Genomic DNA, 19,841 nt, shown 5'->3' on the forward strand with positions numbered 1-19,841 from the left:
TAGTTAAAATATTATGGAAAGTCGTCATTCGTTAATTATTAGGTATTTGGAAGAATTTCACCAAGCAAGTGTATTAGAGCTTGCAGAGCAGTTTAATGTTTCGGTTGAAACGGTGCGTCGCGATTTAAATAAGTTGTCGGCGGAAGGACTGTTACATCGTACGCACGGCGGGGCGGTAAGCAATAAACAACGGGATGTCGGTCGCTCGTTTCATGTTCGCCAGCGTATTCCGAATATTCCGTGTAAAGTGGTCAGTAGCTCGATGCGGATTATTTACAGCCTATCGCATAAACCGCATATCGAAACGATTGCGACCGGCGGCGTTTATGTTGAAAAATATAATGCGTTTTACGGTCCGCTTTCCGAGCAATTGTTATCTCGCTTGAAAATTGATATTGCGATTATTTCCTGTACCGGTGTTGCGGACGGGGCGATTTGGGAATCCAATGAGGTGAATATCGCCTTTAAGCGAAAATTATTAGCGAATAGCAAACAAGTCTTTTTATTAGTCGATCATAGTAAACTTGAACGTAAAGATCGGTTTAAAATGGCGGACTTATCCGAAGTGGATAAGTTATTTGTCAATCAACTTCCCTCTCAAACACTCCAAAATTATTGCGCTCAGAATAGTATAGAAATTGTTCTCTAATTGGTCTTTTTGCGAATAAATGCCCGATTTTTTGCCTGTTTTTGCAAAATCGGGCATTTGTTTTTTGGCTTTTTTTAGAAAAAACGGCTTTTTTCTGTGATCGTACTCACAAAACTTTAACGAGTTTGGAGTTTTCCTTCGTTAAAAAGTTTGCGTGTGCATAATAGCCCTTGTCGAAACACTCATTTCTCTTTTCTTTTAACCAATCAGGAGATTTTATTATGACAACTCTCAAATCAACTCCAGTAAAAATTGGTATCCGCCCTACAATTGACGGTCGCCGTATGGGGGTTCGTGAGTCTTTAGAAGAACAAACAATGAATATGGCAAAAGCTGTTGCCGAATTATTGCAATCGGAAATTCGCCATCCGAACGGTGATTTTGTCGAATGCGTGATTGCCGACACCACTATCGGTGGCGTAGCGGAAGCAGCGGCTTGTGCCGAAAAATTTAAACTTGAAAATGTCGGTGCAGTGATTACCGTTACTCCTTGCTGGTGTTACGGTTCTGAAACCATCGATATGGATCCGCATATGCCGAAAGCGATTTGGGGCTTTAACGGTACCGAACGCCCGGGAGCGGTGTATTTAGCGGCTGCATTAGCAGGACACAGCCAATTAGGTTTACCGGCTTTCTCAATCTACGGTACGGAAGTTCAAGAAGCGAATGATCAATCTATTCCTGCCGACGTACGTGAAAAATTATTACGTTTCGCACGTGCCGGTTTAGCGGTTGCGAATATCCGCGGTAAATCTTATTTATCTATCGGTTCCGTTTCAATGGGGATTGCCGGTTCTATCGTAAATCAACCGTTCTTCCAAGAATACCTCGGTATGCGTAACGAATACGTTGATATGACCGAAATTAAACGCCGTTTAGATCGCAAAATTTACGATGAAGAAGAATTTAAACTTGCGATGAGCTGGGTAGAACAATATTGCAAAGACGGTATTGATGTAAATGCTCCGCAAAACCAACGTAGTCCGGAAGAACGAGCTAAACTTTGGGAAGATGTGGTGAAAATGACCATTATCGGACGTGACTTAATGGTGGGCAATCCACGTTTAGCCGAACTCGGTTATGTAGAAGAATCAATGGGTCATAACGCGGTGGCAGCAGGTTTCCAAGGACAACGTCAATGGACCGACCATTTACCGAACGGCGACTTTATGGAAGCGATTCTAAATTCAACCTATGACTGGAACGGTGTACGTGCGCCGCACATTTTAGCTACTGAAAACGACTCGTTAAACGGTGTCGGTATGTTGCTGGCAAATCAATTAACCGGTCAAGCGCAAATTTTCGCAGACGTTCGTACTTATTGGAGTGAAGATTCGGTTGAACGTGTAACAGGTTGGCGTCCGGAAAGCGGTTTCTTACACCTATTAAATTCCGGTTCGGCTGCATTAGACGGTACCGGTCAGCATACGGATAAAGACGGCAATCCGGTCATTAAACCGGCTTGGGAAGTGACCGAAGAAGACGGTAAACGTTGCTTAGAAAATACCCGTTGGTGTCCGGCTGTACACGAATACTTCCGTGGCGGCGGTTTATCTTCTCAATTCTTAACCAAAGGCGGTATGCCGTTCACTATGCACCGTATCAATATTATTAAAGGCCTTGGTCCGGTACTACAAATCGCAGAAGGTTGGTCGGTTGAATTACCTCAACACGTACATGAAACCTTAAGCAAACGTACCGACCAAACATGGCCTTGTACTTGGTTCGTTCCTCGTTTAACCGGTAAAGGTGCGTTTACCGATGTATATAGCGTGATGGCGAACTGGGGGGCAAACCACTGTGTAGCGACTTACGGTCACGTTGGTGCGGACTTAATTACGTTAGCTTCAATGTTACGTATTCCGGTATGTATGCATAACGTCGAAGATAAAGATGTATTCCGTCCAAGTGCATGGAACGGTTTCGGTCAAGATAAAGAAGGCCAAGATTACCGTGCATGTGCAAACTTTGGTCCGTTATATAAATAAAACATATCCTCCCTCTCCCTCTACGGGAGAGGGGTGTTACCCACTTTAGAATGGAAGTAAAGGGAGAATAATATTTATGTCTATTGCCCTTATTTTTGACTGCGGTGCAACTAATTTGCGTACGATCGCCATTGATCAACACGGCAAAATTCTTGCCATGCACCATCTTGCCAATAATACCCAAGCCGGGGAGGAAAACCCTGATTATCATATTTGGGATATTGAAGAAATTTGGCAAAAATTGATGACTTGTGCAAAAAGCACCCTTTCACAACTTTCAGCGCAACAACGCCAATCTATCGTAGGGATTTCCGTGACGATCTTTGGCGTGGACGGCACGATTTTTGATAAAGCCGGCAACCAGCTTTATCCGATTATTTCTTGGAAATGCCCGCGTACGTTACCGATTATGGCGGAACTTGCCGATAAAATTGATGTAGAAGCACTTTATCAACGTAACGGGGTAGGGCATTACAGTTTTAACACTTTATTCAAATTATTATGGTTGAAACAACATAAACCTGAACTTTATGCGCAGGCGGACAGTTTCTTATTTATCTCTTCTATTTTGACCTATCGCCTAACCGGAGTGCAAAGTACCGACCGCACTATGGCGGGAACTTCCATGATGACCAATATTGAAAACGATGATTGGGATAAAGAGGTTCTCTCATTATTGGGCTTAACCGAAGCGCATTTCCCACCAATGAAAAGTGCCGGCGAAGTTATCGGTACTTTAAAAACAACATTAGCCGATGAGTTAGGTTTAAGCGATCAAATTCCGGTAATTTCTTGCGGTCATGATACGCAATTCGCCATTTTCGGCTCCGGTGCAGGTTATAACCAACCGGTATTAAGTTCGGGAACTTGGGAAATTTTAATGTCGCGTTGCCAACAAGCTAAACCTGAATGGAAATTTGTTGAGCAAGGTTTGACGATTGAATTTGACAGTCAATCCGGTGGTTTCAACCCCGGCGTGCAATGGGTTGCATCCGGTGTGATGGAATGGTTGGGCAAACGTTTCTTTGCCGATGTAGCCGGTCAAGATAATTATTACGGCACGATGATCTCCGAAGCTCAATCGGTACCGGCTGGTGCAAACGGTGTGAAATTAGTTGGTAATTTTGACGGTACGACGACGGAAAGCGGATCGATTACCGGTTTGTCCATGCATACAAGCCGCGGCGAAATTTACCGTGCCGGATTGGAATATATGGCGTATCGCTTGAAAGCAGGCTTAGCCGTTCTAGAACAGGTCGGTCAATTTAATGCGGAAAGTTTAATTTGTGTCGGCGGCGGCTCGAAAAACGCCCTTTGGAATCAAATACGTGCCGATGTATTAAATCGACCGCTTGATGTGGTGGATTTCCCTGAAAGTACCGTGTTGGGTGCGGCAATGTTTACTTTTGCCGGTGCGGGGGTCTTCTCCTCGCCGGAACAAGCGCAACAGGCAATGAAACCGAATGTACAACGAGTAGAACCATCAACTAACAGTCAGTTTTATCAATAATCATTAAGTTACGAATCCCTATCTATATTAGCTGCAAGCGATCGAATTTCTTGCCGGCTTTGTGAAGTGCTGCCCAAAAACGACCGCTTGGTGAAAATTTAGGCATTCGTTCTAGGAAAAAACAGGAGTTCAAGATGTTAAAAGGTATTCATCCGGCAATTTCTCCGGAATTACTCAAAGCGTTAGCGGAAATGGGGCACGGTGACGAATTAGTCCTTTCCGATGCGCACTTTCCGGCGCATTCGATTCATTCCAAAGTGATTCGTGCGGACGGTATCGGTGTTGCCACTTTATTAGAAGGAATTTCGGCGTTGTTTGAATTCGACCAGTATGTCGAAGCCCCGTTAGCAATGATGCAAGCCGTACCGGGCGACACGTTGGATCCGAGTGTCGAAGAACGTTATTTAGCCGCAATTAAAAAAGTAAACGGCAGCACCCCGAAAATCGAGCGAGTAGAACGCTTTGCTTTTTACGATCGTGCGAAAACCGCTTATGCGGTGGTGATTACCGGCGAATTGGCGAAATACGGCAACATCATCATCAAAAAAGGGGTTACGCCCGTTAAATAAAGATTTTAAACAATCAATAGAATACATCATAAAAAATTAAAGGAGTTCACTATGAATCGCAGAGAACTAGCTCGACAAATCATCGATACTTGTCTTGAAATGACACGTCTCGGTTTAAACCAAGGGACGGCAGGCAATGTCAGCGTACGCTACCAAGACGGTATGCTAATTACCCCGACCGGTACGCCGTACGAACAAATGACGGAAGACAGCATTGTTTATGTAGATAAAGACGGTAAACATGAAGAAGGAAAGCTCCCGTCAAGCGAATGGCAATTCCATTTAGCGGTATATGAAGCGCGTCCCGAATTAAATGCGGTGGTGCATAACCATGCGTTAAATTGTGCCGCCGCTTCTATCCTCGGCGAAGATATTCCGGCTATCCACTATATGATTGCCTGTACCGGTACCGATCATATTCCTTGCGTGCCTTATGCCACTTTCGGCACACACAAATTAGCGGATTATGTGCGTGAAGGGATTAAGCAAAGTAAAGCGATTTTACTCGCGCATCACGGCTTAATTACCGCAGATAAAACCTTGGATAAAGCGTTAGGTATCGCTCACGAAGTTGAAGTAATTGCAGAGTGGTATTTAAAACTACTTGCAACAGGCAGACCGCTTCCAACTTTATCCAAACAAGAAATGCAAACCGTATTGGAGAAATTCAAATCTTACGGTTCTTGGGTCGAAGAAAAATAAATGTAATCGAGAAATGTAATGACATCTTCATAAACAACTAAAAAGGAACGTCCTATGACAGCTAAAGTTCTTGAGAAAAAATTTGTGGTGCCATTTATCCTGATCACCACCTTATTCGCCCTTTGGGGGTTTGCAAATGATATTACCAACCCGATGGTGGCGGTGTTCCAAACCGTAATGGAAATTCCGGCTTCCGAGGCCGCTCTGGTGCAGTTCGCTTTCTACGGCGGTTACGGTACGATGGCGATTCCCGCCGCATTGTTTGCCAGCCGCTACAGCTATAAAGCGGGTGTATTATTAGGTTTAGCATTATATGCCATTGGTGCGTTCCTGTTTATCCCAGCGGCAAAATATGAACAGTTCTCGTTCTTCCTCTGGTCGCTTTATATTCTTACTTTCGGTTTAGCTTTCTTGGAAACTACGGCGAACCCGTTCATTCTTTCTATGGGTGATCCGGCAACCGCAACCCGTCGTTTAAATTTAGCGCAATCTTTTAACCCGCTCGGTTCGATTACCGGTATGTTTGTCGCTTCACAAATCGTTTTAACCAACCTTGAATCGGAAAAACGCGATGCGGCGGGTAACTTACTGTTCAATAGCTTATCGGCAGCGGAAAAAGCGGTAGTAAGAACTAACGACTTAGCAATGATTCGTAACCCGTATGTGGCGATTGGTATTGTGGTATTGGTGGTGTTTATCATTATTGCGCTTTACAAAATGCCGGCGACTAAAATGGATGAACACGGCAAAATTTCTGTTAAAGAATCATTCGGCCGTTTAATTAAAAATGCACGTTACCGTGAAGGTGTGATTGCACAAGTATTCTATGTCGGTGTGCAAATTATGTGCTGGACATTCATTATCCAATATGCGGAACGCCTCGGTTTAACTAAAGCGGAAGCGCAAAACTGGAATATCGTGGCAATGGCTCTCTTTATCAGTAGCCGCTTTATCAGTACCGCAATGATGAAATATCTTAAAGCGGAATTAATGTTATTCCTCTTCGCAGTCGGCGGTTTCTTCAGTATCTTAGGAGTAATGTTTATTGACGGTATGGGCGGCTTATATTGCCTAGTATTAACTTCCGGTTTTATGTCACTAATGTTCCCGACCATTTACGGTATTGCACTTGACGGACAACGTGAAGAATCGGCACTCGGTGCGGCAGGTTTAGTTATGGCTATCGTAGGTGGTGCGTTAATGCCGCCGCTTCAAGGTGCGATTATCGATATGGGTACGGTTGCAGGTATGCCGGCGGTAAACTTCTCCTTTATCTTACCGTTAATTTGCTTCGTTGCTATCGCTATCTACGGTTTCCGTTGCTGGAAAGTGTTAGTCAAATAATTATAAAAGGAGCTATCAAGCGGTCGAGTTTTCCATAAAATTTGCAAAAAAATCAGAAAATAAGACCGCTTACCTTCCTTATCGGAAAATGAATTTTTAACTTTAAGAAGGAATATTGTATGTCAAATCGTTTGATTTTGAATGAAACCAGTTACCACGGTAAAGGTGCGATTCAACACATTGTGTATGAAGTCAAAAGTCGCAGTTTTAAAAAGGCGTTAGTCGTTACCGATAAAGATTTAATTAAATATAACGTCGCTTCGAAAGTCACCGATTTATTAGATGCGGCGGGATTACCTTATGAAATCTTTGACGAAGTAAAAGCCAATCCGTCGGTCGATGTGATTAAAGCGGGTGTGGAAAAATTTAAAGCATCCAGTGCGGATTATCTAATTGCCATCGGTGGCGGTTCTCCGATTGATAGTGCAAAAGCAATCGGTATTATCATCAATAACCCTGAATTTAGCGATGTATTATCGTTAGAGGGTGTGGCACCGACACATCAAAAATGTATTCCGATTATTGCCGTGCCGACCACGGCAGGTACGGCGGCAGAGGTTACGATTAATTACGTAATTACCGATGAAGAGAAAAAACGTAAGTTTGTTTGTGTGGACGTACATGATGTACCTGCGGTGGCGGTGGTTGATCCGGATATGATGTCCTCTATGCCGAAAGGTTTAACCGCAGCAACCGGTATGGATGCTTTAACCCATGCGATTGAAGGTTATATTACTAAAGCGGCGTGGGAACTAACCGATGCGTTACATTTAAAAGCGATTGAAATTATTTCCCGTAGCTTACGTGGTGCAGTAGAAAATGATCCGCAAGGGCGTGAGGGAATGGCTCTTGGTCAATATGTTGCCGGTATGGGTTTCTCAAATGTCGGTTTGGGTGTAGTACACGGAATGGCACATCCTCTTTCTGCTTATTACGATACGCCACACGGTATCGCCAACGCGGTGTTATTACCTTATGTGATGGAATTTAATAAAAATTACACGGGTGAGAAATATCGTGAAATCGCACGCGCGATGGGCGTGAAAGGCGTGGATGAAATGACTCAAGCGGAATACCGGGATGCAGCAGTAGCAGCAGTAAAACAGCTTGCGATAGATGTCGGTATTCCGGAAAAACTTTCGCAAATCGGAGTAAAAGAAGAAGATTTGGTTGCGCTTTCTATTGATGCGTTTAACGACGTATGTACCCCGGGTAACCCGAGAGATTGTACGGCGGAAGAAATTCTGGAAGTATATAAATTAGCTTACTAATACTCTCTAAAAAGTCAGCCGGTCAGGTTAATTACTTGACCGGTTTTTTTATTTATTAAATAAAAAAATTGTCCTGTTTAAAATTAATAGATTGAAACTTATGTTAATTGAGTAGAGAATAACCGTGTGTTTTTGGAATGTTATTTCAAAAAACCATAAATTTTTTATTTTCTTTTTTTATTTATAGGAACTTATTATGGGTCTCTTCGAACAAACAAATCCTAGTCGCCGTCGTTACGGTTTAGCGGTATTCGTCGGTATCATTGCAGGGATTATTTCAGCCTTCGTAAAATGGGGTGCGGAACATCCGTTCCCACCGCGTAGTCCGGTTGATTTATTTACCGCAGCATGTCCGCAACCAGTCTTAGATGCGGTAAATTCCGGTTCATTAGCGATGGCTGGTGCGTTAGAACAATGTTCTCGTGCGGTATTAAACCCTCCGGCGGTTTTCTTACGTGATTACATCGGTATCGACCCTTATAACACTGTAGCATTCACTTTTGCGGATCATACGTTTAACTCAATCGGTGTAACACATATGATTTTCTCATTAGTGTTCGCTATCGGTTACTGCTTAGTTGCGGAAGTTTTCCCGAAAATCAAATTCTGGCAAGGTATTGGTGCAGGTATCATCGCAAATATCTGTGTACACTACATCACATTCCCTGCATTAGGTTTAACTCCACCGGTTGCGGAATGGCCTTTATACGAACACATTTCCGAATTAGTCGGTCATATCTTCTGGTTCTGGACGATTGAGGTAATCCGTCGTGATTTACGTAACCGTATTACCCAAGAACCTGATGCGGAAGTACCGTTAAATCAACCGCATCGTTAATCTAGATAAATTAACTTTAAAAGAGCCGCCTTATTAGGCGGCTTTTTTGATCGTAACAAGCGGTCGAATTTTTCGTATTTTTTACCTTTGGTTATTCATAACTAAAAATTATAAAAAATAGCTTCTTATACTTTCCTTTTCCGATTAATTAGATCAACAATCCTTCCTAGTTTTTAAGCGTTTTGTCTTAACTTCACCTACTACTTACTATGAATTGGTCTTATGTTATTAATGCGATCCCACGCTTTATTGATGCGGCAATCATTACCCTCCAGCTTTCGTTTTGGGGGATTTTACTGTCGTTGATCTTCGGCTTATTGATCGCGATTGTTACCGCTTATCAAGTTAAACCGTTTTACGGATTAGCACGTGGGTATATTGAGTTATCCCGTAATACTCCTCTGCTCATTCAACTCTTCTTTCTTTATTACGGCTTGCCGAAAATCGGCATTAAATGGGACGGTTTTACCTGCGGGATTATTGCTTTAGTTTTTCTTGGTGCAAGCTATATGGCGGAAGCGTTACGTGCCGGCTTGCTTGCCGTGCCGAAAGGGCAAACCGAAGCGGCAAAAGCGATTGGGTTAAACCGTTTTCAAGTATTTCGCTATGTCATTTTTCCGCAAGCGTGGGCGGTATCCATTCCGGCTATCGGTGCAAACGTTTTGTTTTTAATTAAAGAAACATCGGTCATCAGTGCGGTTGCCGTGGCGGAATTAATGTTTGTCACCAAAGATATTATCGGCATGGACTACAAAACCAATGAAGCCTTATTCTTATTATTTGCCAGCTATTTAGTAATTTTATTGCCGATTTCATTGTTGGCCCGCCACTTTGAAAATAAGGCTCGGAGTGCAAAATATGGGGGTTGATTGGTTATTCGAAGGGCAAAATACCGCTAGACTCGCACAAGGCTTATGGCTAACCGCCCGGATTTCATTTATTTCGGTCGGTTTATCCTTGATATTCGGCACACTATTCGGCTTACTGATGCGAGCGAATAATGTTTTTGTACGTGCCGTTTGTCGCTTTTATTTAGAAACTATTCGGATCGTGCCGATTTTGGTTTGGCTATTTGCGATCTACTTCGGACTATCTACTTGGTTTAATCTGCATATCAGCGGTTTTTGGGTATGTATTTGGGTATTTACCTTATGGGGTATTGCCGAAATGGTTAAAGTCGGACAGCAAATTATTGAGAACGCTTTATTGACGAATCCAAGTGCCTCCTTTTTTGTCTATGGCTTAATTTTTATTCTGTATTTTCTGATTTGCTATCCGTTATCTTTATTCGCAACACGCTTAGAACACAAATGGGAGAGCTAAATGGCGTTACTTTCTATCCGTAATTTACATAAAAAATATGGCGAAACGGTTGCCATTCCTAATTTGGATTTGGACTTAGCTAAAGGCGAAGTAGTAGTGATTTTAGGCCCTTCCGGCTGTGGCAAAAGCACGTTATTACGTTGTGTAAACGGCTTAGAAGAAAAACAAGGCGGCAGCATTGTGATGCAAGATGTCGGCGAATTCGGTAAAGATTTAAGCTGGGAAGCCTCTCGTCAAAAAGTCGGTATGGTGTTCCAAAGTTACGAATTATTCGCCCATTTAAATGTGATCGAGAATATTTTATTAGGGCCGCTTAAAGCACAAAAACGCTCACGCCAAGAAGTGGAGGCGCAAGCGGATAAATTACTCGCTCGTGTCGGTTTGTTAGATCGCAAAAACGCTTTTCCTCGAGAATTATCCGGCGGACAAAAGCAACGCATTGCGATTGTACGTGCCTTGTGTATGAATCCGGAAGTGATTTTACTCGATGAAATTACCGCCGCACTCGACCCGGAAATGGTGAGAGAAGTGTTGGATGTGGTACTCGAATTAGCGGAAGAAGGGATGTCGATGCTAATCGTTACCCACGAAATGAGCTTTGCCGAAAAAGTGGCGGATCGGATTGTCTTTATGGATAAGGGCGTGATTATCGAACAAGCACCGCCGCATCAGTTTTTCAAACAACCGCAAACCGATCGGGCTAAACAGTTCTTAAACGGTATGGATTATTGATTGATACAAGCGGTCAAAATGCGTGAATTTTTTACAAAATATATTTATGAGGGGATCTTTATGAAACTAAGCACAACATTAAAAACATTACTGGCAACCGCAATTACCGCTTTTGCCTTAACCGCATGCGATAATGCTAACAATGCTCAATCTTCAACGGCAAAAGACAGCGTGGCGCAAATTAAAGAAAAAGGAGTGATTCGTATCGGTGTATTCGGCGATAAACCACCGTTCGGTTATGTCGATGCTAACGGCAAAAACCAAGGTTTTGATGTGGAAATTGCCAAAGAAATTGCTAACGATTTACTCGGTAGTCCGGATAAAGTGGAGTTTGTTTTAACCGAAGCGGCAAACCGTGTCGAATATTTGAAATCGAATAAAGTTGATTTGATTTTGGCTAACTTTACCAAAACGCCGGAACGTGCGGAAGTGGTAGATTTTGCCGCACCTTATATGAACGTAGCATTAGGTGTTGTTTCGCCGAAAGGTGCATTAATTACCGACCTCAAACAGTTGGAGGGTAAAACCTTATTAGTTAATAAAGGCACAACTGCCGATGCCTATTTCACTAAAAATCACCCGGAAATTAATCTGTTGAAGTTTGATCAAAACACCGAAACCTTTGACGCATTGAAAGACGGACGCGGTGTAGCGTTAGCCCACGATAACGCGTTAGTTTGGGCGTGGGCAAAAGAAAACCCGACCTTTGACGTGGCAATCGGTAGCGTAGGACCTGCGGAACAAATCGCTCCGGCGGTACAAAAAGGTAATCAAGCTCTGTTGGATGTGATCAATAAAGAAATTGCCGAATTTAAAACCAACGGCAAATTAAAAGCGGCTTATGAGAAAACGTTAGTGCCGGTTTACGGCGATAAACCGGAGTTACTTGCGCAATAAGCATTTGAGTTATATCTAAAAAGCGCAAAGAAATCATGGTTTCTTTGCGCTTTTCTTTGGCTCTAAATTTACTTTGCGTTCACTAAAAGGTAAACTGGAATTTATATATAGAAATCAATAAGGTGATTTTGAGTGGCGCAATGTTCTATCACTAAATCGTTAATTTTCTCACGCGGAATTTTAAAGATCCCTCATTTAAATGCTTTCTTACATGATAGTGAGTTAATCTCTTATTCTCGTTTGACCAAAACGATTCGAGCGGATAATGTCATCGGTTGGGGATTACGCCCTTCTGCGGACAAAGCTCGTGCTTATGCCGAACAACATTATCTTCCTTATATTGCATTAGAAGACGGTTTTTTACGTTCGCTCGGGCTGGGTGTTATGGGCTATCCGCCTTTCTCCGTTGTGTATGATGATGTCGGTATTTATTACGACACGACACGTTCATCCCGCTTAGAGCAGCTGATTCTCAGTTCGCATTTTAGCGCAACCGATCTTCAACAGGCGGAGCAAGCCGTGCGGCTAATTGTTCGTCATCAGTTATCAAAATATAACCATAATCTTGATTATGTTTCCAATGAACCGAAAACAAGTGAAATCGTATTAGTCATAGATCAAACCTTTGGTGATATGGCGGTAAAATACGGTCGGGCGAATGAATCCGATTTCCAACAAATGCTGGATGCGGCGATTGGTGAAAATCCCGATGCTCAAATTTGGGTAAAAACGCATCCGGATGTAATTAGCGGAAAGAAAAAAGGTTATTTAACCGATTTACATCGTTACGGTAACCGAATTCGTTTATTCGCGGAAGACGTTAATCCGATCTCTCTGTTGAATCGGATTGATAAGGTCTATTGCGTTACTTCACAGATGGGATTTGAGGCGCTACTGTTAGGTAAACCGGTGATTACGTTTGGTATTCCTTGGTTTGCCGGCTGGGGAGTAACGGAAGACAGACATCCGGATATTGATGTGTTAAAGCGTTCGCAACGTCGTGAGAATCGTTCTTTTCTGCAATTGTTTGCCGCAGCTTACCTACAATATAGCCGTTATATTAATCCGTATTCGGGAAAAGTCGGTACGATTTTTGATGTTATCGATTATCTGAGCAAAGCGAAAATATTGAATCAACGTTTAGGTGGGCATCTCTATTGTATTGGAATGTCATTATGGAAACGAGCTGTGATTAAGCCGTTTTTCAATTTGCCTTTATGCCAGTTACATTTTGTCGGCTCATTAAAAACGTTGGAAAAAAGAACGCTTGAAAAAGATGCTAAATTATTAATTTGGAGCCAAGGAAAACCGGAAGTGTTAGCTTATTCTGAAAAGCATCATATTCCGCTTTTACGTATGGAAGACGGGTTTATTCGCTCCGTAGGACTCGGTTCTAATTTAGTTGCGCCGCTCTCATTAGTTATCGATGATCTAGGTATTTATTTTAATGCTCAAACGCCTTCGCGATTAGAACAAATTTTGTTAGGTCAGGAATTTAATGAGCAAGATTTGGTATTAGCTAAAAAATTACGGAATCGCTTAATTGAAGCGAATATCGGTAAATATAACGTAGGGAACAGCGGTTTCCGATTGAACGTAACGGATAAGACCGCCATTTTAGTTCCCGGACAAGTGGAAGATGACGCTTCTATTCGTTTCGGTTCTCCGGAAATTAAGAAAAATTTGGATTTATTGCGTAAGGTTAGAGAATTAAATCCTAATGCTTACATTATTTATAAACCGCATCCGGATGTGGTTAGCGGTAATCGACAAGGGCATATACCGACCGAACAAGCGGTCGAATTTGCCGATGAAATTGTCGAAAACGCCAATATCTTAGACTGCATCAACCAAGTTGATGAAGTACATACGATGACCTCATTAGCCGGTTTCGAAGCTCTATTACGTGGGAAAATCGTGCATTGTTACGGACTGCCTTTTTATTCAAATTGGGGATTAACCGAAGATTATCTTTCGCTTGAACGTCGTCACAGAAAGTTATGTTTGGAAGAACTTATTTCGGCGGTACTGGTATATTATCCTCAATATGTCGATCCGGAAAATGCGACAATGATTAATGCGGAACAAGCGATTGAAATTCTGCAACAACAAAAACAACAGCTATCACATAGCGGTATTAAACGTCCGTGGATCGCCAAACAGTTTGGTAAATTGAAACAGCTTTATCGCACATTGCAATAAGAATTTTTAAAGAGTATTACCTATGATTAGTCATTATTTGGATGATTTGATTGAAAATGCGGATCGAATCCTGTTATTACAAGGTCCGATAGGCTCTTTTTTTACCGATCTGTCGGAATGGTTACGTACTCAAAATAAAACGGTATTTAAAATCAATTTAAATGCCGGTGATGAATATTTTTACCCGAATAGCGTTTTAAATACGTTTGCTTATCGCGATAGCCTAGAAAACTTTCATCATTATCTAGTGAGTTTTTGTCAAACTCATCATATTGATCAGGTGATTTGTTTCGGCGATAACCGTAAGTACCATAAAATTGCAAAAAAAGTATGTCAATCTTTATCCGTTGGTTTCTGGGCGTTTGAAGAGGGATATTTCCGTCCTAATTACGTTACTTTTGAAAAAAGCGGGGTAAACGCCTATTCGTCGATTCCATGTGATGCAACGTATTTCTCTCAATTTGAGAACTTACCCGAGCCGGCAAAACCGCAGCATGTCGCAAAAGGCTTTTGTCCGATGGCGAAATTGGCGATTCAATATTACGTTTCCGCTTATTATCGTCGTCACCATTATCCTAAATATCGCCATCATCGTTTATTAAATGTCTTATATTATGTGAAATTATGGTCGATATCCGGAGTGAAACGTTTACACTATTATCTATATGATTGGAATTTTGCAAAACGAGTAGAAAAAGGGGAATTCGGCGATTTCTTTATTTTGCCTTTACAGGTTTATGACGATAGCCAAATTCTGGTTCACAGCGATTATTCGAGCGTAGAGGAGATTTTACGCGAAGTGTTATTATCTTTTGCGACGAAAGCACCTAAGCACCTACGTTTGATCGTAAAACATCACCCGATGGACCGCGGCTTTATTGATTACGGTAAAGTGATTGACGAATATCTGGAGCAATATCCCGATCTGAAAAAACGAATTTACTATATTCACGATGTACCGATGCCGGTTTTCTTACGTCACGGTAAAGGAATGGTCACGCTAAACAGTACCAGCGGTATTTCGGCGTTATTACACAATATGCCGGTGAAAACCTTAGGTCGTGCCAATTATGATTTTGCCGGATTAACCTATCAAGGTAGCTTAGACGACTTTTGGAGCAATTCGGAAAAACCGGATGACGGATTATTTAATGCCTACCGAAAATTCCATCTGCATAAAACGCATATTAACGGTAGCTTCTATAACAAAGTGATTTTGCGTTATCCGTATAATCAAAGCTAACCTTAAACAACAAGCGGTTATTTTTTGTAAAATCTTCACAAAAAATAACCGCTTTTCTAATCTATTCTCTAAAAGATCACTTCTAAACGCATAAAGGTATTGATGAAATGATTACGGTCTTTGTCTTTATCGTTATAGAAACTGATTTCCGGTTGAATAAACACCCAATTACGGAAAATCGGTTGGCGATAGCTGATAAATGGTCCGTAAGTGTTAAATTTTGAGTAACCTTTATCAAAACGTCCGCCCATAAATATACCGTAGCTTAAACGTTTAAGCGGGGTAAAGTTATGCTGACGATAAAAACTGTTTCCCCAGCCGGTTTCTTCATCTACATCATGTGTATATTGTAGGAATGTGTGGTTCATAATGAAGGTGTTTTCGCTATCAATATAACGATTTTCTAAATTAGTACGCAGGTAATGTTTACTGTTGGTGCCGTAACGATAAATTTGTTCTAAGCGCGTACCGAAATTATCGGTAATATCCCATGTTTTACTTAAGCGTAAACGTCCGAAAATATCGCCGCCGGAACGAATCCCGCCGTCCAAATCGCTTTCGATGCCTAAACGTTTAATTTCGTTTGACCAACGTAAACCGATAGAGGCATTATCGTTCCGTGCCTGACGGCTGTCGTAATTACGATCACGAGGCAGATTACGGTAATTTTGCCCTACATGGTTTTTATCGCGCGCTTGGTTTTCCAAATCTTCATCACCGAATACCACACTCACGTGTTTTTTCAGTACCGGTAATCTGATTTTACCTCGCACACGCGGTTTATAGGAAAAACGGTCGTGTTTATTCCATTGATTGTCTAACATTACTCGCAAACTTGCCGATGCCGGTTTGTTCGGATCGGTTTCGCCCAGCCAATCGTTAATACCGTTTGACCAGTCGTGTAATTTGGAACGGATCGAACTGCGTTGTTGATCCGCCCAAGTGTTTTCGGTTTCGGTTGTTTCATTTGCGAAAGCAGGAGCGGAAAGTACGGTGGATAATACGATGCAGGTAAGTTTGAGCTGTTTCATAGGCGTGATCTTCATTAAGAAATTTGAAGCTATCATAATCCAAATTAGCCTGTGATTCAAAAGCAATGCGTGATATTTCGGCGGTAATCATAAGAAAGCGGTCGATTTGCAAGAATTTTTTACAAATCGACCGCTTGTTATTTTTCAAAAGAGAAAGAAATTAAGCCCAGTATTTATCCACTTCGGCACGAATCGCTTCGGCGGTTTGTTTACCTTTTTCGCCGACTAAAGCACGACCTGCGATAAAGGCTTTGGCATTTTTGATTTCTTTAAATAAATGAATATCTTCCGGTACGATGCCGCCGGTGATAGAGAGTTCTAAGCCGAGTGCGGAAAGTTGTTTCATTAATTCGATATCTTCCGACGTCCAACCTTTACCTGCCAATTCCGCATCGCGAGAACGGTGATAAATCGCTTGTTTTACGCCTAATTCAACCCATTCTTTCGCATCTTTTTCTACCGTCCAGTTACCGTAGATTTCGATTTGGATTTCTTTCTTCACTTTTAGTTCCGGATGCGCCGCATTGAAATCGTCCGCGACTTTCTTACACGCCGCTTTGGTCGCCGGATGCGCCGCCGCCGAAACGGTCAACCAATCCGCTCCCGCTTCAAATGCCATTTTGGCTAAAATCGCACCGCCGTCGGTGGTTTTTAAGTCGCATACGATAATATGATTCGGATGTAACGCACGTAAGGTGGAAACCGCTTTCATTCCTTCCGCACAAGCAAGGATCGTACCGCACTCAATAATTTCTACTACACTTTCCGCTTGTTTCGCATCCGCAACCGCTTTTTCTAAACTTAATGAATCTAATGCAATTTGAAGTAATGGTTTTGACATATTTTGTTCCTTTTACGAATTGTTAAATCGTTCTTTATTCCTCTCTCGCAAGCAGAGATAGGGAGAATTTCTAACCGGCTAATGCTTGATCGATGACCGCATAAACGTCTTCTTTAGTTTGGCAACGTAAGATTTTGGCTAAATCTACGCCGGTATCACTGTCCGGATCGTCCAATACCTGAGTAATTTCCATTAAACCTTCCATATGCTTATCCGAATCGCTGCCCGCAAGGGTAACCAGTACCGAAACCGGTTCGTCTTCGCCGTCGAAGGTAATCGGTTCCGCTAAAGTAACTAAAGCGAACGATGTTTTAATTACCCCTTCTTCCGGACGAGAGTGAGGCATCGCCAAACCCGGTGCAAGAATGATATAAGGTCCCATTTTTTCGATATTTTCAATAATACTGGTGTAATAACGAGGTTCAATCGCACCTGATTTTTCTAATAAATCCGTACCTAGTTTGATCGCCTCTTTCCAGTCCGCCGCACGTTGATTTAAAAGGATTGAATTATTTTCGATAAGCGATTCTTTTAACATAGCTTTGCTTCCTTTAAGTTGGATAAGTTTAATTTAATCGGAAATAAACCCGCCTCCGTTAAGAGGCGGATGTCAGATTATTGATATTTTTTGATCAGAGCCAATAACTCTTCACCGAAGGTATTCGGATTTAACATATTTTGTACGCCTAAGACCGAGATATGTTCATTTGCCACAATCTCATTTTGTAAGTGTTTAGAACATACAATAATATCCACCGAACCGACTTTACCTTTATGATCGGTTACTGCGCAAGAGTCCATAATATTCGGTACGCCGCGTTTATCAAGATATTGTTTAATTTTCATTTTCATCATCATGGATGAACCCTGACCGGAACCGCATACCGCTAAAATACGTACCGCTTTGGTTTCGCTTTGCGTATTGTCTGTTTCCGCTTGTGCCGGAACTTCTTCTTCAATCGGTTCGCCGAAGCCGTATAATTGGTCTACGGTTTTACCTTCCGCTTTCGCTCTCGCTTCATCGGCACGTAATTGTTTACCGGCAAACGCCATATAGACAAGGGCTAAAGCGATACACACGAAGGTTGCACCGGCAGGGCTAAAGAACATACCTTGGATAATCGGTGGGAATAATAACGCCCAGTCCGCCATACCCATCCAGCCGTTAAAGCCTGCGCCGCCTTCAGTGCCGGTAATTAAGCTTACCACCCAGGCTGAACCGAGCACCTCGATGATACCCATCACGAAACAGATTTTCATCACCGCTTTCCAGCCGCCGAAGTGGTTTGCGAATACGCCGATTGTCGCGTTAGAGAAGAACATCGGGATAAAGCCCGGGATAATTAACACCGCAGCCGAAGCGTCGCCGCCGAATTGTTGATAAGCGATTAATAATCCGACCGCAACGAATTGACCGATTGCACCCCACATAAAACCGAATACCACTGCATTTGGCGAGAATGCATAAGTTGCCGCACAGTCAATCGCTAATACCGCATTCGGAATTAAACGTTCGGAAATCCCTTTGAACGACTCGGATAATTCCGCCACGAACATACGTACGCCTAATACGATAACTTGGATAGCCACCGCAAATTTTAAGCCGGTTTCAAAGATGTAAATCGTCCAGTGGGTTTTACCCGCCATTTGTTGCAAGTTATCCAAACCGAATGACATTAAGATGATACCGAAGAACACGGTCATCACGATAGCGGTTGCAGAGATACTGTCGTGGAAAATGTGTAACCATTTCGGTAAGTCGAGTTTGTCCACGCTCTCTTCTTTTTTACCTAATTTCGGTGCGACTTTTGCCGCTAACCAAGAAGCGAATTGTTGTTGGTGACCGATAGAGAAACCTGCGCCGCCGGTAATTTGTTGGGTGGCTTGGTACATCATATTAGAGAAGATGCCCCAATATAACGCCATGATAATAGCGGTATAAACGACCACTTCCCAAGGTTTTGAACCGAGTAACCAGAATACCACCGCAATTAAGCCCGCTTGTTGGAACATTATATGACCGGTAAGCATAATGGTACGAATACCGGTAAAGTGTCTGAACAGCACTAATAAGATGTTAAGGAATAACGCCAAAATTACTGCATATCCGACATACGCATAAGCGTCGCCCATAGTACTGATGGTCGCTTGCCAGCTTGTGTAAGGGTCAATCACCGCACCTTTAAGATTATGGTATTTGGATAAACCTTCGATAACCGGTTTAAAGTTTTGTACAAGCGTACCCGAACCGACTTGTACTAACATAAAGCCAACAATCGTTTTAATCGTACCTTTTAAAATGGTGGTTGAATCTTTTTTGAGGAATATATAACCGATACAAGCGACAAGACCGAGCAATAGCGGTGCTTTCGATAGTATTTGGTCATTAATTGCCATAAAGATACTCATTAATGTATCCATAGTGAGCCTCTCTGTTCTATGTTGAGTAAGAATGATGAGATTTGGAAGATCTCAGTGTTTTTAGATTGGTTAAGTTAAATACAAAATGGCATAAACATCTGTGCCTACCGTGTAAATGATAAACAGTTACAATAGAACTAAAAAGATTATTCTTGATTATTTGTGAGCAAGATCACATTTTATTTTTCATTTATATGATTTTTATGTTCATATGTTAATAAAATGTATCGTCTTTCTTTGTAACTGAGGAAATTATGCTTATATTTCATATAGATATGAT

Annotated in this window: 18 protein-coding genes; 14 read left to right on the forward strand and 4 right to left on the reverse strand. The window is 42.1% G+C overall.

All coding sequences use genetic code 11. The features are described from left to right. Positions 1–13: 13 nt before the first annotated feature. The 14 genes from DRF63_RS09220 (at position 14) to DRF63_RS09285 (ending at position 15,268) form a co-directional block, all read left to right on the forward strand. Entirely contained in the window at positions 14–649 is a 636-nt protein-coding gene (locus DRF63_RS09220; protein ID WP_005599139.1) for a DeoR/GlpR family DNA-binding transcription regulator, read from the forward strand. Between the two features lie 221 nt (positions 650–870). After that, positions 871–2,637, forward strand: coding sequence for an L-fucose isomerase (gene fucI, locus DRF63_RS09225; protein WP_005599141.1), 1,767 nt, complete (start codon positions 871–873; stop codon positions 2,635–2,637). 76 nt (positions 2,638–2,713) lie between these two features. Continuing rightward, a complete protein-coding gene (gene fucK, locus DRF63_RS09230; RefSeq protein ID WP_005599144.1) occupies positions 2,714–4,147 on the forward strand; it encodes an L-fuculokinase in 1,434 nt (477 codons plus the stop codon). Between the two features lie 134 nt (positions 4,148–4,281). After that, on the forward strand, positions 4,282–4,716 hold the full coding sequence (fucU, locus tag DRF63_RS09235; protein ID WP_005599146.1) for an L-fucose mutarotase: 435 nt from the start codon (positions 4,282–4,284) through the stop codon (positions 4,714–4,716). A 51-nt stretch (positions 4,717–4,767) separates the two neighbouring features. Further along, positions 4,768–5,418 (forward strand): L-fuculose-phosphate aldolase, encoded by a 651-nt coding sequence (locus tag DRF63_RS09240; protein ID WP_043991912.1) that lies wholly within the window; start codon positions 4,768–4,770, stop codon positions 5,416–5,418. A gap of 54 nt (positions 5,419–5,472) precedes the next feature. Beyond that, a complete protein-coding gene (gene fucP, locus DRF63_RS09245) occupies positions 5,473–6,762 on the forward strand; it encodes an L-fucose:H+ symporter permease (protein WP_005599150.1) in 1,290 nt (429 codons plus the stop codon). Between the two features lie 119 nt (positions 6,763–6,881). Next, positions 6,882–8,033 carry a lactaldehyde reductase gene (gene fucO, locus DRF63_RS09250; RefSeq protein ID WP_005599152.1) on the forward strand — a complete coding sequence of 384 codons (1,152 nt, stop codon included), beginning with the start codon at positions 6,882–6,884 and terminating at the stop codon, positions 8,031–8,033. Between the two features lie 196 nt (positions 8,034–8,229). Further along, complete coding sequence (locus DRF63_RS09255; protein WP_005599154.1) at positions 8,230–8,871, forward strand: YagU family protein; 642 nt, start codon at positions 8,230–8,232, stop codon at positions 8,869–8,871. A gap of 209 nt (positions 8,872–9,080) precedes the next feature. Beyond that, the gene (locus DRF63_RS09260; RefSeq protein WP_005599156.1) at positions 9,081–9,740 is read left to right on the forward strand and encodes an amino acid ABC transporter permease; all 660 of its coding nucleotides are present in this window, start codon (positions 9,081–9,083) and stop codon (positions 9,738–9,740) included. Then, positions 9,730–10,194, forward strand: coding sequence for an ABC transporter permease subunit (locus DRF63_RS09265; protein ID WP_005599158.1), 465 nt, complete (start codon positions 9,730–9,732; stop codon positions 10,192–10,194). Before DRF63_RS09260 ends, DRF63_RS09265 begins: the two co-directional genes overlap by 11 nt. Continuing rightward, positions 10,195–10,926 (forward strand): amino acid ABC transporter ATP-binding protein, encoded by a 732-nt coding sequence (locus DRF63_RS09270; RefSeq protein WP_005599160.1) that lies wholly within the window; start codon positions 10,195–10,197, stop codon positions 10,924–10,926. 60 nt (positions 10,927–10,986) lie between these two features. After that, positions 10,987–11,823, forward strand: coding sequence for a cysteine ABC transporter substrate-binding protein (locus tag DRF63_RS09275; protein WP_043991916.1), 837 nt, complete (start codon positions 10,987–10,989; stop codon positions 11,821–11,823). Between the two features lie 132 nt (positions 11,824–11,955). Further along, a complete protein-coding gene (locus DRF63_RS09280; protein ID WP_005599164.1) occupies positions 11,956–14,025 on the forward strand; it encodes a capsular polysaccharide biosynthesis protein in 2,070 nt (689 codons plus the stop codon). A gap of 22 nt (positions 14,026–14,047) precedes the next feature. Then, a complete protein-coding gene (locus tag DRF63_RS09285; protein WP_005599166.1) occupies positions 14,048–15,268 on the forward strand; it encodes a capsule biosynthesis protein in 1,221 nt (406 codons plus the stop codon). A gap of 68 nt (positions 15,269–15,336) precedes the next feature. On the opposite strand, the gene DRF63_RS09290 is transcribed toward DRF63_RS09285, so the two are convergent. From DRF63_RS09290 to DRF63_RS09305, 4 genes are all read right to left on the reverse strand, one after another. Beyond that, the gene (locus tag DRF63_RS09290) at positions 15,337–16,299 is read right to left on the reverse strand and encodes a hypothetical protein (protein WP_005599168.1); all 963 of its coding nucleotides are present in this window, start codon (positions 16,297–16,299) and stop codon (positions 15,337–15,339) included. 160 nt (positions 16,300–16,459) lie between these two features. Further along, the gene (locus tag DRF63_RS09295) at positions 16,460–17,140 is read right to left on the reverse strand and encodes a 3-keto-L-gulonate-6-phosphate decarboxylase UlaD (RefSeq protein ID WP_005599170.1); all 681 of its coding nucleotides are present in this window, start codon (positions 17,138–17,140) and stop codon (positions 16,460–16,462) included. A gap of 70 nt (positions 17,141–17,210) precedes the next feature. Next, positions 17,211–17,678, reverse strand: coding sequence for a PTS sugar transporter subunit IIA (locus DRF63_RS09300; RefSeq protein WP_005599172.1), 468 nt, complete (start codon positions 17,676–17,678; stop codon positions 17,211–17,213). Between the two features lie 77 nt (positions 17,679–17,755). Beyond that, entirely contained in the window at positions 17,756–19,561 is a 1,806-nt protein-coding gene (locus tag DRF63_RS09305) for a PTS ascorbate-specific subunit IIBC (RefSeq protein WP_005599174.1), read from the reverse strand. Positions 19,562–19,841 lie beyond the last annotated feature (280 nt).

It is taken from the genome of Actinobacillus pleuropneumoniae (assembly GCF_003290385.1).
Taxonomy (GTDB): domain Bacteria; phylum Pseudomonadota; class Gammaproteobacteria; order Enterobacterales; family Pasteurellaceae; genus Actinobacillus; species Actinobacillus lignieresii.